This is a genomic window from Trichocoleus sp. FACHB-46 (assembly GCF_014695385.1).
Lineage (GTDB): Bacteria > Cyanobacteriota > Cyanobacteriia > FACHB-46 > FACHB-46 > Trichocoleus.
In genome coordinates, this window is the sequence record NZ_JACJOD010000013.1 from 218,201 (window position 1) to 233,320 (window position 15,120).

14 protein-coding genes are annotated in these 15,120 nt (G+C 49.2%); 11 read left to right on the plus strand and 3 right to left on the minus strand.

What is annotated here, in order from left to right; all coding sequences use genetic code 11:
• Positions 1-397 precede the first annotated feature (397 nt).
• The 5 genes from phoU (at position 398) to H6F72_RS08615 (ending at position 6,210) form a co-directional block, all read left to right on the plus strand.
• A complete protein-coding gene (gene phoU / locus H6F72_RS08595) occupies positions 398-1,054 on the plus strand; it encodes a phosphate signaling complex protein PhoU (RefSeq protein ID WP_190433708.1) in 657 nt (218 codons plus the stop codon).
• A gap of 703 nt (positions 1,055-1,757) precedes the next feature.
• Positions 1,758-4,106, plus strand: coding sequence for a ribonuclease R family protein (locus H6F72_RS08600; protein ID WP_190433710.1), 2,349 nt, complete (start codon positions 1,758-1,760; stop codon positions 4,104-4,106).
• 18 nt (positions 4,107-4,124) lie between these two features.
• Positions 4,125-4,757: a flavin prenyltransferase UbiX gene (locus H6F72_RS08605; RefSeq protein ID WP_348226748.1), complete on the plus strand. Its 633-nt coding sequence runs from the start codon at positions 4,125-4,127 to the stop codon at positions 4,755-4,757.
• Positions 4,758-4,869: 112 nt separating this feature from the next.
• Complete coding sequence (locus tag H6F72_RS08610) at positions 4,870-5,652, plus strand: LapA family protein (protein ID WP_190433712.1); 783 nt, start codon at positions 4,870-4,872, stop codon at positions 5,650-5,652.
• Positions 5,653-5,778: 126 nt separating this feature from the next.
• A complete protein-coding gene (locus tag H6F72_RS08615; protein ID WP_190434389.1) occupies positions 5,779-6,210 on the plus strand; it encodes a hypothetical protein in 432 nt (143 codons plus the stop codon).
• A gap of 112 nt (positions 6,211-6,322) precedes the next feature.
• Here H6F72_RS08615 and H6F72_RS08620 read toward each other — a convergent pair whose 3' ends face one another.
• A complete protein-coding gene (locus H6F72_RS08620; protein WP_190433715.1) occupies positions 6,323-7,522 on the minus strand; it encodes a hypothetical protein in 1,200 nt (399 codons plus the stop codon).
• Between the two features lie 169 nt (positions 7,523-7,691).
• Positions 7,692-8,948, minus strand: coding sequence for a hypothetical protein (locus H6F72_RS08625; protein ID WP_190433717.1), 1,257 nt, complete (start codon positions 8,946-8,948; stop codon positions 7,692-7,694).
• Positions 8,949-9,210: 262 nt separating this feature from the next.
• Between H6F72_RS08625 and H6F72_RS08630 the strand changes: the two genes are divergently transcribed.
• The 4 genes from H6F72_RS08630 (at position 9,211) to H6F72_RS08645 (ending at position 12,850) form a co-directional block, all read left to right on the plus strand.
• The gene (locus H6F72_RS08630) at positions 9,211-9,771 is read left to right on the plus strand and encodes a shikimate kinase (protein WP_190433719.1); all 561 of its coding nucleotides are present in this window, start codon (positions 9,211-9,213) and stop codon (positions 9,769-9,771) included.
• Positions 9,772-9,881: 110 nt separating this feature from the next.
• Positions 9,882-10,775 carry an acetylglutamate kinase gene (gene argB / locus H6F72_RS08635; RefSeq protein ID WP_190433721.1) on the plus strand — a complete coding sequence of 298 codons (894 nt, stop codon included), beginning with the start codon at positions 9,882-9,884 and terminating at the stop codon, positions 10,773-10,775.
• A 5-nt stretch (positions 10,776-10,780) separates the two neighbouring features.
• Positions 10,781-11,800 (plus strand): carboxylesterase, encoded by a 1,020-nt coding sequence (locus H6F72_RS08640; RefSeq protein WP_190433723.1) that lies wholly within the window; start codon positions 10,781-10,783, stop codon positions 11,798-11,800.
• A gap of 21 nt (positions 11,801-11,821) precedes the next feature.
• Entirely contained in the window at positions 11,822-12,850 is a 1,029-nt protein-coding gene (locus H6F72_RS08645; protein ID WP_190433724.1) for a carboxylesterase, read from the plus strand.
• Here the strand turns inward: H6F72_RS08645 and H6F72_RS08650 are convergent.
• The gene (locus tag H6F72_RS08650; RefSeq protein ID WP_190433725.1) at positions 12,847-13,308 is read right to left on the minus strand and encodes a hypothetical protein; all 462 of its coding nucleotides are present in this window, start codon (positions 13,306-13,308) and stop codon (positions 12,847-12,849) included. The two genes, H6F72_RS08645 and H6F72_RS08650, sit on opposite strands and share 4 nt — an antisense overlap.
• Before the next feature lie 298 nt (positions 13,309-13,606).
• Between H6F72_RS08650 and H6F72_RS08655 the strand changes: the two genes are divergently transcribed.
• Complete coding sequence (locus H6F72_RS08655) at positions 13,607-14,140, plus strand: hypothetical protein (protein ID WP_190433726.1); 534 nt, start codon at positions 13,607-13,609, stop codon at positions 14,138-14,140.
• A 45-nt stretch (positions 14,141-14,185) separates the two neighbouring features.
• Entirely contained in the window at positions 14,186-15,097 is a 912-nt protein-coding gene (locus tag H6F72_RS08660; protein WP_190433727.1) for a DUF3153 domain-containing protein, read from the plus strand.
• Positions 15,098-15,120: the final 23 nt, after the last annotated feature.

Here is a 15,120-nt window from a genome sequence, read left to right on the forward strand (position 1 = left end):
CTTGGCTTCTGGAACAACTTGTTACATGATGTAACAAAAAATCAGCTAAAGCTGCGATCGCAGCCTGGTCTACTTCTAAGCATAGTTGAGGCTGCAAAACCTAGCTCCAATTGGTTCTGCAACTAGTCGCAGGAGCACAGCCGATACACTTTCAACAAATAGTTCTGAATGAACAGTTAGGGCTGAAGAGAAACTGCATGCTTACAAATGCTGCTTATAGCGACCTGTAGCCAAAATGCTTTGATTTAGAGCGATCGGGACTACATCTTTCTAAGTTTTAGGTGGCTATACTTAAGCTATTTCAATGAGATAAATCATCTTTGCAAAACTCGAAAGCCCCGCCTTCGAGGCGAAGTTTAATAAAATCTACATATTTTTAAGATTGGTAACTGTTTCGTTGGAAAGCCAAAGATCTGTCCGAACCCATTTCGATCGCCAGCTTAAACGCCTGCAACGGGACGTTCTACGCATGGGTGCCTTGGTAGAAAAATCCTGTCGCTTAGCGCGCCAAGCTTTATTTGAGCGGGATTTAGAAGCCGCTGAGCGGATCAGTCAGCAAGACAAACAGATTGATCAGCTCTACCGCCAAATAGAACTAGATTGCGTCAGCATGATGGCACTACAAGCCCCTGTGACCCAGGACTTACGAATGATTAGTGCCTTAATGCAGTTGGTGCGAGACTTGGAGCGGATCGGCGACTACGCTGAGGACTTGGGTGAAATTGCGGTTAAGTTGTTCCCTTACCCGATTCATCCCTGCATGGAGCGAGTGCAACTCATGCTAGACCGTTGCCAAGCTATGCTCGCTATGAGTTTAGCTGCTTTGTCTGATCTAGATGCAGAGTCAGGTCTGGATTTGAAGACAAAGGACGACGCGGTCGATTCAGATTACCAAGATTTATACGACCTCCTTGCACATCAAACTGATCTTCGAGGCGTCGTAGAGCCAACGGTTTTGTTAGTTTTGGTGATTCGTCACCTAGAACGAATGGCTGATCACGCAACTAATATTGGCAAACGTGTCGCTTACATTGTGACTGGACAGCGTTATTAGGAACTGGACAAGGAATCACTTAGGACTGCCATAGTCTGATGAAAAAGAGTGTTTCTTGGTTCTAAAGACATAATTCTGATGAGAGATTTGGTGAATAGCGTTTGACAGGTTTACATTCAGTGCGAAAGTATTAAATAGAGTGTGTACAGTGCCGAGGTAGACGCAATTAAAGCACTGGAACATTGTCAACCCGAATCTAGCGTTCGTTACTCCTGCCTCCTACAACGTCTCGATGTACTATGGCTGTCCTTTCATCTGGCTGGTAGCTCCAGAAACGTAACTCTAGAGCACTAATCAATGAAGAGATGGTATTCCCCAGACCCTGTCAAAAAGCAAGTTCGCGCTGTTGCGGCTGCTATGTCTAGGGCAGGATCGAGGTTCATCAGCTGTGGATGACCCAGGGCTTAGTAAATGCAAGGAGCTGAGTGACTGGCATACCTGAGCTGCAAGGCATGGGTTGGCGTGCGATGTAAGCTGTATTGCCTGTATAAATGCGAAGCGTTGTATTGATGCAGGTTTACAGCAAGTGACATCGTTAGGTGCCTATTCGGAAACTCTATTGAGTTTTTGAAATTCAAAGCCCCTCCGGGGTTTTCGGATAGGTTCTAGGTAAATCGGGGATAACACAGGCTAAGCGATGCCTGGGTCATCACAGCAAGGGTGAGAGAACCGAATCAACAGAAATTTAAGGACCTATCGCTACATGGAATTTTCGATCGCGGCACTGTTAGCAAATTTCGCGGATGACAAACTGATCGCCCCTAAAGTCTTGGAAAAGAAGCTGAACTGCCAAGACGATGCGGGTCTGCGGAAGCTCCAAATTGCCTTAGATGCCCTGGAAAAGGTGGGCATTTTGGTAAAAGAGCGAGGCAAATACCGTCGGGTCTGGGAAGAAGGCGTCGTTGAGGGCAAACTGCGTTGCTCTAGCAAAGGGTTTTGCTTCGCGATTCAAGATGAAGAAGGCGCAGAAGATATCTACGTCCGCGAGAGCCAACTCAGCAACGCTTGGAACGGCGATCGCGTCTTGGTCAGAGTCACCAAGGAAGGCAGCCGTCGTCGCAGCCCGGAAGGGGAAGTGCGGCTAATTTTAGAGCGGGCCAATAGCTCAGTGCTGGCGCGGGTAAAGCAATCGGAAAAAGGCTATCAAGCGGTGCCCCTAGACGATCGCTTGCTGTTTGAATTGCACTTAAAGATCAATGGAGTAGATCTAGAAGCCGCCCTGGATCATTTAGTTCATGTTGAGGTGCAGCGCTACCCCTTGGGACAGCAACCTCCCTTAGGAAAAGTGACGCAAGTTCTAGGCAGTGATGCTCAGTCAGCCGCAGATACCGATATTGTCAGCTGCAAGTACGATCTGCGTCGAGAGTTTCCCCCCGCAGTGCTGAAAGCTGCGGAAGCGCTACCTAAGAAGCTCAAAGCCGCTGACTTAAAACATCGCTTAGATCTCCGCGATCGCTTAGCCTTAGCCTTGAAAGCAGACAGCACCCAGCAACCTGTCGATGGTTGTGATGATGCCCTCACTTTGGAAAAGACCGAGGAGGGCAACTGGCGCTTAGGGGTGCATATTGCAGATGTGTCTCACTATATCCAGGCTGGGTCACCGCTGGATATAGAAGCGCAAAGGCGGGGCATTTCAGTTTATTTGGGAGACGTGGTGCTACCGATGCTGCCCGATGCAGCGGCGCAGTTGTGCTGCCTAGTACCAGGACAAGATCGCCTTGCCATCTCCTTACTCTTTACCGTTAGTCCTGAAGGCCAAGTGGTTGAGTATGAGCTGCAACCCACTGTGCTCCAGGTGGACCATCAACTCAGTTATCAGCAAGTGCAGACAATTCTAGAGCGCCAGCAGCCGCAGTCTGAGTCGCTAGATAGCCAAACGGCGGCTTTTGTCGAGTCACTGCCTGATGGAGTCAGGGAGATGGTCGATCAATTGGCATTGCTCAGTCAGGCATTAAAAACCCAGCGTCGCCAGCGGGGTGCCTTTGAACTTAACTTGCCGCAAACCCGCTTCCACTACGACGACGAGGGAGCTTTAGGAGCAGTCATCGTCTCCTCCGACCTCTCGGCGCGAGCGATGGTAGTAGAGTTTATGCTGCTAGCGAACCAAGTCGTAGCGGCCCATTTGCAAGCTCTGGGTGTACCTGGAATTTATCGAGTGCATCCCACGCCCAATGTCGGTGAGGTGCAAGAACTCATGAAGCTCGTCAGCAACATGGGCATTAACTTGCGCTTGGAGCAGGAAGATACAATTCAACCGCAAGACTACCAAAACTTTACTCAGCAGTTTGCGGAGTCGCGAGCCGAAAAGGTGCTCACTTATCTGCTGCTGTCTACGCTCAAGCCTGCCGTTTATACCACGCATCCCCGACCGCATTTTGGTTTGGCGCTAGAGCAGGGATACACTCACTTCACTTCTCCCATGCGGCGCTACCCAGACTTGTTGGTGCATCGGGTGCTACAGAGTGTATTTGAGCAAGGCCGCGATCGCCGTTCTACCCGTGCTAAGGACAGCGTCAACCTCCGAGACGGTTCTTGCTACGGCAAAATTAACTGGAATGTGTTGCCCCCAGAATTGCACCAAGACCTGGAGAGCCATATTGCCACCATCGTCAACAACTTGAGCGAGCGGGAGAAAGTGGCACAAGAGGCGGAAGACGACTTAGAGGGTCTGAAAAAAGCTGGGTTCATGAAAGAACATACCGGCGAAATCTTCCAAGGCTTAATTACTGGGGTGCAATCCTACGGTTTCTTCGTCGAAATTGAAGATCTACTAGTCGAAGGTCTGGTACATGTCAGTTCCTTGAAGGATGACTGGTATGAGTACCGATCGCGGCAGCAGAAGCTAGTAGGTCGGAAGAACCGGAAGCAGTACCGTTTGGGCGATCGCGTGGAAGTCCAAGTGAAAAGCGTTGATTACTATCGCCAGCAAATTGACTTGATTGCTGTCGGTGGTGGTAGCGAAGCATCCGAAGATGACTCCGACGAACCCGGAAGCACTAACGCTGACCTGGGTTACGACGCTGACCCTGGTGCCCGTCATCTTGAAGAGTAAGGCTGAGTTCAAAAACCTGTGTCTAATCCTGTGGCTTCAGCCCTACCTCGGCCTCTGATTCTCGGCGTGTCAGGGGCATCGGGTCTCATTTATGCCGTGCGGGCACTCAAGTTTCTCTTGAGCGCAGATTATGCCATTGAACTGGTAGCCTCTAAAGCTACCTACATGGTTTGGCAAGCCGAGCAAGACATCCGGATGCCAGCCGAACCTTTGCAACAAGAACAGTTCTGGCGGCAGCAAGCGGGGGTTTTAACAGGTGGTCAACTGACTTGTCACTCAGCGGGCGATGTGGGAGCTAACATTGCCAGCGGCTCTTTTCGCACCTTAGGGATGTTGGTGATGCCTTGCAGTATGAGTACTGTCGCCAAATTAGCTGGGGGGTTGAGTTCGGATTTGTTAGAACGAGCTGCTGATGTCCAGCTCAAAGAAGGCCGCAAATTGGTGGTAGTTCCTCGCGAAACTCCCCTAAGCTTAATTCACCTCCGCAACTTGACCACTTTAGCTGAGGCAGGCGCTAGGATTGTCCCAGCTATCCCCGCTTGGTATCACCAGCCTCAAACGATCGAAGATTTAGTGGATTTTGTGGTGGCTCGCGCCCTAGATCAGTTTGAGCTGGATTGCGTACCGCTAAAGCGCTGGGAAGGGCACTGATGCCGCCATCATTGGCTCTAGGCAAGCTATAGGATGTAGGGTATAGGGTGTGTAAGGTCGAGCTGGCAATATTAACAAGTAGAAGACAATTTAGAGCTGAGTGCTGAATAGCATGCCTGTGATCCGCCTCTTACTACTGCTATTGATTTTAGTAGCGTTAGCTGCATTTACCCTGCAAAACTGGGTATCTCAACTGCCGCTGGTGTTTCTCGGCAAGCAGACCTTGCTATTACCCCTCTCAGTCTGGGTTTTAGGCGCGATCGCGGCTGGAGCACTTACGACCCTGCTCCTAACGGGGCTTTTCCAGTTGTCCAACACTTTAGCTGTCAAGAAAATGCGATCGCGGGTCGCTACTGCTTCGCGGCTAGAAACAGAAGCCGCTGCCTCCCGTTCCAGTTGGGATAGCAGCAGTCGCTCAGCTAGCAATCAAACTAGCTACACCAGTCCCACAGCAGATCGCTTTACTGATGAAACAGACTTTGGGGACGAAGAAGAGGAAGCAGATCCAGTAGACCGCTCTGACTACAGTTCCGGCGATCAGCGCGATCGCACAAGCTACGAAGTGCCCCAAGAACCAACCTCTAGTTATCGCTCTGGATCATCCTACTCCTATAGCTACAAAGAGCCAAACACCTCTGGCGTAGGCCGATCTGAATCTGTCTATGATGCTGATTACCGAGTCATTATTCCACCGCCCCAACCGCTGGAAGAGACAGAAGATGACTACGGCTTTGAAGATGAAGATTTTGAGGATGAAACGCCTCGTGATGTTGAACGCCGTGACTGGGCAGAGCGTCCCGACAGGCAAGACCGGGGAGACTCCCAAAACGATGATTGGGGGGATCAAACCTGGCGAGACAAAGGTTGGGGCGATCGCTCAAAGTCTGATTGGTAGCGGCTTATCCCCTATCCCCTATCCACCCATTGACTATTTCTACAGCGGCGAGTTTATATCGGCGGATTGATGTTCGTCCTGCATAAACAAGCAACACTGATGACGTTGCTCTATATGAGGATGTTTATGATTCGAGTTATTCGTCGTTTACAACAAATTCAACTACGCCAAGTTCTCAGTGCTTTTCTAGTCGGAATGACGTTCTTCTTGAGCGCTGCTCTAGGTCAAATCAGCTATATCCCTTCCGCTCAAGCTGCTGCAACTCCTGAAGCCGCTCAATACAACCCAGATGGCAACAGTACTGGAACGGCTAGCGGCATCCAAATTGACACCAAAAATTCCAAAAAGAATCTTCAGGCAAACACTAAAGAAGCAGGTGGCTTCGTCGGCGCGATCAAAGATGCGGCTGAAAACGTAACTGAAAAGCTGAACTTGAATGAGCCTTTGCCTGAGAGCACCAAAGAGTTTTTAGATTCTGTGACGAACGATCCAGCAGAAGCGACACAAAATGGCTTAAAAGATGCAGCCGCTTTCCCTCAAGGTGGCTATAGCCACTAGTTCTAGATAAATTTATCTTTTTCAGCAAGCGATCGCTCTTGGCTTAAGTCCAAGCAAGGCGATCGCTTTTTTTTACCTCTTTAGGGTTAATTTAACCCATGGTTTAAGTTCCTTAACCCACTAGAAACGTTCTAGGGCCCTCGGAAATCACCGATAAGAAATCTGTGTAACCTTCCACAACACCAACCAAGTCACCGGATGTAGTAGAGAGGGTTAAACTACCGTTCACTACTTGCTGAACGTACGCCTCGGGAGAGCCTGCTAACTGGATGTAATCGCTTTGGATGTCAAAGCTTCGGATAAAGGCATAATCACTGTTGCCATTTCCGAGGTATAACTGCACAGGACCAAGTGCGTCCTCCAGTCCAAGAATGTAGGTATTAGATTCGCCACCTCCAATTAGATAATCGATCTCGCCAGTTCCTAAGCTTTGCACTATACCTGTTCCTGGGTCTTCACTCACTCCTAGCAATTGAGAGTTAGCACCGAAACTGACAATAGTATCGTCTCCATCCGTTCCCGTGAAGAAACCTGTTCGCTGTGGCTCGAATTGGCCAAAGATGCGATAGTGGTCCTCACCAGAGCTAAACGCGCCAGCTTGGATCGCCTTATTCACGTCAGGATTAGCTGAACGATAGAGGTATTCATCAAAGCTGGTACCAGAACGGCCTTCTTCTTCGCCATATTCAGCAAAGTGAGCCAACCCAGAACTGAAAAAGCCCGCAGCAACGGCATTCTCTACATCCGGGTTGTCACGTAGGTAAAAGCCTTCATTAAAGAAAGTGCCGCCGGAGCGATTCTCACCTAAACCATGATTCAGGTAATGCTGTAACCCAGAACTAAAGAAGCCCACAGCAACGGCATTCGCTACATCAGGATATTTTTGTAAATAATATTGCTCGTTATACAATGCCTCGAAGCGGCCTTCATCAAAGCCAAATTGCTCGAAGTGACTGAAACCAGAACTGAAGAAGCCCGCAGCAACGGCATTTGCTACATCGGGATATCTGCTTAAGTAAGCTTGCTCATTGAATGTCCCATACAAGCCAAAGCGTCCTTCGTCTTCACCATAGGCCATGTAATGCACTAAACCAGAGCTAAAGAAACCCGAGGCAACCGCATTGGCTACATCTGGATTTGCTTGCAAGTACAGACTCTCGTTATACAGCGGGGAAACGGAAACCCGCCCTTCGGCAAATCCGAATGTATTGAAGTGGTCAGCACCAGATTCAAAGAAGCCCGCAGCAACAGCATTCGCTACATCTGGGTTAGTGGCAAGGTAATATTCCTCATCAAAAATATCAAAGGTCATGATGTCACCCGAAAGTACTGATTAAGACATCAAAGCTAGATATTTCTATTTCGGAATTTACGGAGGAATTTTGTAGAACCTACGCAATCTTTTAAACCTAAATAGTAGACCACTGGATAAGTTGTATTTACACAACTCGGCAGATTTGTCAAATCTAAATTAAAACGTACTAACCCAATAAAAAAGTTCCAGGCAAGACACTAGGACCAATTATTGATAGCGAAACAACACCCTCTACAACACCAATCAAGTCACCGGCAGTATTAGAAATAGTTAAGTTACCATCTACAACTTGACGCGTATATTGGTCTTCGCTACCTGCCAGAACAATAAAATCTTCATTCAAATCGAAATTTTTGATCAAGGCGAAGTCTGTACTGCCTGCTCCTACATAAAAGGCTGTAGGAGTACCATAGAATTGACCACCAAATCCTAGATAAAATTCATCAGCAGCGTCTCCACCAACTAAGGTATCCACCTCACCTACACCAAAGCTTCCCAAAGCTAAGTTTTGGAGGCTCTCTACTGTAGCTGTGATTCTACTGACTTGAACTCCCATTACAGAATTAACAAAGTCATCATTTAAGCCAAAATCGCTACTTGAGGCAGCAATAATATCGTTGCCTTTACTACCACTAAAAAGAGGACTCCTGAAATCTTCAAATTGTCCAAACTGTAAATAATGGTCTAACCCAGAGCTAAAAATCCTTGCTTTCACTGCATTTGCAACATCAGAATACAGAGCTAAATAAACTTGCTCATTGAATGCAGTACCAGAACGGTTCTCAGTTTGTCCTGACTGGGCAAAGTGGGCCAAACCAGAACTAAAAATTCCAGCAGCAACTGCATTTGCCACATCAGGGTATCTACGTAGGTAGAAACCCTCGTTGAATAAAGTTCCGCCCGATCGCCCTTCAGTGAGACCAAATTGCAAAAAGTGCTGCGCTCCAGAACTGAAAATACCTGTCTGCACCGCATTGGCGACATCTGGATACTTCTGCAAGTAATACTGCTCATTAAATAGAGCAGCAAAGCGACCTTCCTCAAAACCAAACTGCACTAAGTGCTGAAACCCAGAACTAAAAATGCCTGACTGAACTGCATTCGCGACATCAGGATATCTTTGCAGATAAGCTTGCTCGTTATACAAGCCCAATAATCCAAACCGGCTTTCTGTTTCGCCATACAAAATGTAGTGCTGCAATCCAGACCTTAAGCTGCCAGTGGCAACCGCATTCGCCACGTCTGGGTTGGCTTGTAGGTAAAGGCCTTCGTTGTAGAGGGGTGAAACAGAAACGCGCCCTTCAGTAATCCCAAATAGTTGAAAGTGCTGTAGTCCAGAACTAAAGAAGCCTGCTTGAACCGCATTGGCTACGTCTGGGTTAGTAGCAAGATAGTAGCGCTCGTCAAAAATATCGAAGCTCATCTATTACCTTAGAGATTTTATTGTAGTTTGAGTAAAATTACGTAGGAATCTTTTTAGTAATATCACAATTTCAAGCAGAGCAGTAGAGACTTTAGGTTTCAGTAATCGATCGCCCCACCGAGTCGGCGCTCAGGTGAGGCGGGATTTTAACGGTTTGTTTTACTGAAAGCAGTAAGCTACAGGAAGACCCCAAAGTAGATCTCATCAAGCTGTGCTTTAAGGGTGGTCTTGCTATTTCTCTTAACCTCATGAAATTAATCTCATGAATCAGTTGCTAAAAGGAGTCAATCTCTACCTTGTTGGAATGATGGGGGCTGGCAAAACAACGGTAGGACGCCTACTTGCAAAAGAGTTAGGCTACCACTTCTTCGACACAGACATGTTGATTGAGCAGTCCCAGAAAAAATCGATCAATGAAATCTTTGCGGAAACCGGAGAAGCGGCATTTCGGGATATTGAAACTGCTGTATTGGCCGAGCTATCGTCTTGTGTCAGATTGGCGATCGCGACAGGCGGAGGGATTGTACTCCAGCGCAAAAACTGGAGCTACCTGAGGCATGGCTTAGTGGTCTGGTTAGATGCTCCGGTGGAGGTGCTGTACAGCCGATTGCAAAACGATGCGACTCGGCCCTTATTAAGAGAGACTGACTTAAAGGTAAAGTTGCAAAGCCTATTGGAGCAACGTCAAGCTCTTTATGCCCAGGCTGATTTGCATCTGACTTTGCAGCCGGGAGAAACTCCAGAGCAAATCACCGCCAGAGTCATAGCAGAAATTCCTACAGTGCTTTGCCCAGAACGAAGGCCAGTCACTGAGCTGAATTAGTCAGCAATTGTTGATGAGCGATCGCATTTCGTTAGACTCCACGACTTTCATTCCCACCCTTAGGGATATTAAGCTCTACTAGACCTGACTTTTCGCCCAATCCAGCCCTCATGGTTAACGACAGCGAATATTTTCGGCAAGAGGATGCAACCCGCGTCCGCATCCTCAGTGAAGCCTTACCTTACATCCAACAGTTTGCCGGACGCACCATCGTGATCAAATACGGTGGGGCCGCGATGAAAGACAGCAATCTCAAAGAGAAGGTGATGCGGGACATCGTCTTCATGGCTTGCGTCGGGATTCGGCCTGTAGTGGTGCATGGCGGTGGCCCAGAGATTAACACTTGGCTCGATAAGCTGGGGATTGAACCTCAGTTTAAGAATGGTCTGCGAGTCACTGATGCTGCCACGATGGACGTGGTGGAGATGGTCTTAGTCGGTCGGGTGAATAAAGAAATTGTCTCTTTGATTAACCAAGCGGGCGGCTGTGCGGTTGGGCTTTGCGGCAAAGACGGCAGCTTGGTCAAGGCACGCCCTGAAGGCCAAGCAGACATTGGCTTTGTCGGTGAGGTGAATAGTGTTAACGTGCGGATTCTAGAATCGCTGCTGAAGGCAGGACATATTCCGGTTATCTCTAGCGTGGCGGCAGACGACACGGGGCAAGCTTATAACATCAATGCGGATACAGTTGCGGGAGAGCTAGCAGCGGCTCTCGGAGCCGAGAAGCTGATTCTGCTGACCGATACAGCCGGAATCTTGCACGATTATCATGACCCTTCCACCTTAATTGACAAGCTGGATATCCAAGAAGCGCGCCAGCTAATTGAATCTGGAGTGGTTTCTGGGGGCATGATTCCTAAAGTCAATTGTTGTGTGCGATCGCTGGCTCAAGGTGTAAAAGCAGCCCACATTATTGATGGCCGTCTACCTCACTCCCTGCTGCTAGAAATCTTTACTGATGCTGGCATTGGCTCCATGCTCGTGGCTTCTGAGTTTATGAAGTAAGACGAATGATCACTTATTCTGAGCAAATTTCCACGATCGCTCACCGAGCCCAGGCACGAGAAGATGCTTTGCCTGTGCGAGACCCTGCTTGCCGTTCCCGGTTTTGGTTTCACCCGCGACCCACTTCTAAGGTTTGCTTGTTCTTCCACGGGTTCACGGCAGGCCCCTACCAATTTGAGCCGATGGGTGAAGCCTTTTACCAAGCAGGCTACAACGTTCTGGTACCCCTACAGCCAGGGCACGGCATCGCTGGCGACTGGAATCGCGATCATCCGCCACCGCTCCCCACAGATGTGCTCATCTATCAAAATTTTGCCGTGGATTGGCTCCAGCAAGCCCAGTCTTTAGGGCAGCAAGTCGTGGTGGGCGGACTCTCCAGCGGAGCGACCTTAGGGGCTTGGCTAGCCTCTGAGTACCCGCAGCAGATCGCTCGTGCCCTGCTGTTTGCACCATATCTGAGTGGCACGAACCGATTAGTCGATTTTTTGGTAGAAATTCTGCCCGTCTACTTTGAATGGTTGAACAAAGACGAGCCTGGGCATCATGGCTATGATGGCTTCCGGATTCCCACGCTGCGTCTGTTCTTGGATCTAGGCCAAGAGTTGCTCGACCGCGTGGCCCATCGCCCAGCCGCACCCATGTTTGTGATTTCTAGTGCCAGCGATCGCGCTACTAACCCTCAAGATCACCAAGCCTTGGCGCAAGCTGCCCGAACGCTTCAGCCTCAAACTTGGTACCACTGTCTAGACGAAGCCCTGGATATTCCACATACGATGATGACCCAAGCGGAGGGGAATGATTACCAAAACTTGCTGATCACCCTGGCGAAAGCTTTTGTGGAAAGCAACTTGACTTGGTCGGAGGTGTTGGCGATTGGCGATCGCTTGCTGCACGGAAACACGTTTGATGGTGCTGTAGCTGAGCTAAATCTTCAGCAACGCACGGCTGCGGAGTTGTCTGTGATGATGGCATTGCTCGACCTCAAGGCCATTGTTGCAGCGCACCAGGCTGAACTCAAACCTTAAAGAAACCAAACTGGCTGTTTTATGCCCAATTACTCTGCTACGATTGCCGCGATCGCCAAGCAAGCAAAAGCGCGGGAAGATGCTCTACCCCTGCGTCATGAAGCCTGCCGCTCCAAGTTCTGGTTTCACCCCCAACCTACCCAGCGAGTTTGCCTCTTCTTTCATGGCTTTACAGCCGCACCCTACCAGTTTCAGCCCATAGCTGAGGCATTTTACAAATCGGGTTACAACGTGTTGGTGCCTTTAATGCCAGGGCATGGCGTCACTGGCAATTGGGGGCCTGACAATCCTCCCCCGCTCCCAAGCGATCCAGCAATTTATAAGCAATTCGCCTTGCAATGGCTCCAGCAGGCACAAGCACTAGGGAAGCAGGTGATTGTCGGTGGCCTTTCAGGGGGAGGGACTCTAGCAAATTGGCTGGCCTTCGAGCGATCGCAGCAAATTTACCGCACACTGCTATTCGCTCCCTACCTGAGTAGCAGCAGCAAAGTCATAGATTTATTCGTGCAAAAGGCCAGTTCTTATTTCCAATGGGAAAGCAAACCCGGGAGCGTTCCCGTGGGTTATTCTGGATTTTTATTGCCGAACTTACGAGTTTTTCTGAATATTGGCCAAGAGGTATTAGTTCGCTCCAAGTCTCTAGATCCGGTGGCTCCCATGCTGATCATTTCTAGCGAGAGCGATCGCGCTGTCGGCAATGACGATCACAGAGCCATGTTTCGCGCTGTTCTACCACGGCAACCAAAAACTTGGTATCACCGCTTTGATCGCGTCCTCGACATCCCCCACACCATGATGACCAAGCAGGAAGGCAACGAGTACCAAAACCTGCTGATCACGATGGCCAAAGCCTATACCGAAAGCAGCTTGGGCTGGAAGGACGTAGAAGAAATTGGCTACCGCATGACTCAAGGTAAGACTTTTAACGCAGTAGTAGCTGAGTTGAACTGGCAGAAACGAGTCTCGGCAGACATGCCTGCCATGATGACAATGGTAGATAAGCGAGAAATTGTCCTGGCCCGCAATAAGGCTGATGTTGGCGCTGACTAGAACGAAATACTAAAAGACCCCCGCACCCCAGGACGATACCGAGGTCGCTCGATAATCACGGGATTGACCAAGGTGGAGTTGTAGATGGGCGAGTTGACTACCACCGGATTCACTAAGGTAGAATTCACCACGCTGCCGTTGACAATGTTGTGGTTCGTTCCACCCACAGCAGGATAGGGCGTAATACAGGGATGAAAACAGCCATAACCCACGGAACCATAGTGATTAGAAAAACTAGGTGAGGCGATCGCGGGACTCAAGAATAGGGGGTCGATCTGAGGTGGATGGTAAATCACATAATTAGGTGCTTGGTTGACTAAAATCACGCGCCTAATCGTCACTTTTTGACCTGCTACTACCGGAATGGCACTTAGCAAAAAACCACCAATGCTTACTAAAGCAAAGGCTGAAATTAAACTAAACTGCCCAGCAGACTGTAACTGAGAAGAGTGAGACATAGAGGTAACCTGAAAGTAGGAGCGATTGACTAAGCCAAAGCTGAACCTCAAGGCTGAACGTGGCGACACCCTAACAGGTATGAATTTCTCAAAGCAACTGATCGCTAGCTCTCAGATCTAGACTAACGCCCTTTGCTAGGATCTTGAAAGGTGCTTTACCGTAGCTTTAGATGGTAGAAAAAGCATCGAAGTTGCTCAGAAATGCAGCAGCTTCCAGATTTGTGGTGTGGTTTAAGGCGAATAAGTTAAGCATGTTGATGCTTGGCCCAGTCCCAGTCCTGATCTAACTTTAAGAAGCGTGAGTTCAGAAAACCTAGAAATCGTTGAAGCTGAATACGAGGCTGGCAAAGCTACCTTTGAGCGAGGACAGTATCGCCAGTCGGTGCAGCATTTAGAAAAAGCTAGTGCTTTGGTCAACCGCACATCTCCTTTGGGTGGAGAGGTGCAAATGTGGTTGGTGACAGCCTATGAAGCCGCAGACCAGCGCCCCGAAGCGATCGCCCTCTGTCAGCAGTTAACTCGGCACCCCGACTGGCAAACTCGTACCCAAAGTAAGCGTTTACTCTATATCCTAGAAGCCCCTAAATTAAATACTCGCCCCGAATGGTTGACCCAAATTCCCGATTTGGTAACTTTAGCGGAAAGCGATCCTAAAGATCGGCGAGGCAGTGCGGGAACAGCACCCGCGCGATCGCCGCGCAAAGTAACCGCAGCCGAAGAACCGGAGTCTCCTTTTAATCTCGGTCAAGCTAGCTCTAGAAATGCTAACTTTTTCTGGTTCGCCTTAGGGCTGATGGCGCTAATCTTGGGCAGTTTGTGGTGGTTTAGCTAAAAGCTGTCTAGTGCCGCTGCAACAGAACGGATAGGATGAGCAAGTATGGGAATCAACCTGGGAGTCAAGCCAGTGGGTAGAACGATCAAGCAGTCATCGCTCACAACTCGCCATTCAAGTCGGCCAGCTCAAACAATTACAAAAACGGTCACAAAAGCGATCGCCCAAAAGCTAGGACAGCAGCTTAGGCGCTTTCGAGTGGTTTGGATGATGCTGTTAGCTTCCTTACTGCTTTCTGGTTGCGTTCAGTATGATGTCGGCATCAACTTCGAGAGTCCCAACCGGGGTGAAATTGTCCAACACATCAAGTTGGACGATCGCTTGACCAGCTTGAGTGGAGCCAGCGCCCAACAGTGGCTAGAGACGGTCGAACAGCGGACTCGGCGCTTAGGTGGCAAAATCCGCCGCAACTCCAACCAAGAAGTCACAACCATCATCCCCTTCAGTAGTGGCGCTGATCTGAATACTAAATTCAACGAGTTTTTGCAGCCATCGACCCAAAAAGGTACGGCGAAACGAGCCGAACCAGTTTTGCCTGAGATTACGTCAGACTTTCAGCTGTCGCAAAGTAACTTCTTGCTCCTGCTACGGAATCGCCTCAGCTATACTCTCGACTTGCGATCGCTCGGTGTCACGAGTGCCAATGGAGATTTGTTGGTGAGTCCTAGCTCATTATTAGACTTGGAGTTTCGGCTGAACACGCCTTGGGGAGCCCGTAGCATCGATACGGCAGCTAATGCCATTAGTGCGGAGCGTCGCCAGCAAGGTCATGAATTGATCTGGACGCTGAAGCCAGGCCAGATCAACCACTTAGAAGCAGCTTTTTGGCTACCGAGCCCGTTAGGAATTGGCACTGTGGTTATCGTCTTCTTAGTGCTAGGTGGGTGGTACTTGAAGTATCAATCTCTGCCCGGACAAACAGCGGGTTCGACTCAAGTTTCTGCCTCAGAAGGTTAGTCAAACCTGCTAGCTGCTGACTC

What these genes read in the sequence shown, in the direction of transcription:
- H6F72_RS08600 (WP_190433710.1), top strand. Translation starts at nt 1,758, where the DNA reads ATGGAATTTTCGATCGCGGCACTGTTAGCAAATTTCGCGGATGACAAA.
- H6F72_RS08610 (WP_190433712.1), top strand. Translation starts at nt 4,870, where the DNA reads ATGCCTGTGATCCGCCTCTTACTACTGCTATTGATTTTAGTAGCGTTA.
- H6F72_RS08615 (WP_190434389.1), top strand. Translation starts at nt 5,779, where the DNA reads ATGATTCGAGTTATTCGTCGTTTACAACAAATTCAACTACGCCAAGTT.
- H6F72_RS08620 (WP_190433715.1), bottom strand. Translation starts at nt 7,522, where the DNA reads ATGACCTTTGATATTTTTGATGAGGAATATTACCTTGCCACTAACCCA.
- H6F72_RS08625 (WP_190433717.1), bottom strand. Translation starts at nt 8,948, where the DNA reads ATGAGCTTCGATATTTTTGACGAGCGCTACTATCTTGCTACTAACCCA.
- H6F72_RS08630 (WP_190433719.1), top strand. Translation starts at nt 9,211, where the DNA reads ATGAATCAGTTGCTAAAAGGAGTCAATCTCTACCTTGTTGGAATGATG.
- argB (WP_190433721.1), top strand. Translation starts at nt 9,882, where the DNA reads ATGGTTAACGACAGCGAATATTTTCGGCAAGAGGATGCAACCCGCGTC.
- H6F72_RS08640 (WP_190433723.1), top strand. Translation starts at nt 10,781, where the DNA reads ATGATCACTTATTCTGAGCAAATTTCCACGATCGCTCACCGAGCCCAG.
- H6F72_RS08645 (WP_190433724.1), top strand. Translation starts at nt 11,822, where the DNA reads ATGCCCAATTACTCTGCTACGATTGCCGCGATCGCCAAGCAAGCAAAA.
- H6F72_RS08650 (WP_190433725.1), bottom strand. Translation starts at nt 13,308, where the DNA reads ATGTCTCACTCTTCTCAGTTACAGTCTGCTGGGCAGTTTAGTTTAATT.
- H6F72_RS08660 (WP_190433727.1), top strand. Translation starts at nt 14,186, where the DNA reads ATGGGAATCAACCTGGGAGTCAAGCCAGTGGGTAGAACGATCAAGCAG.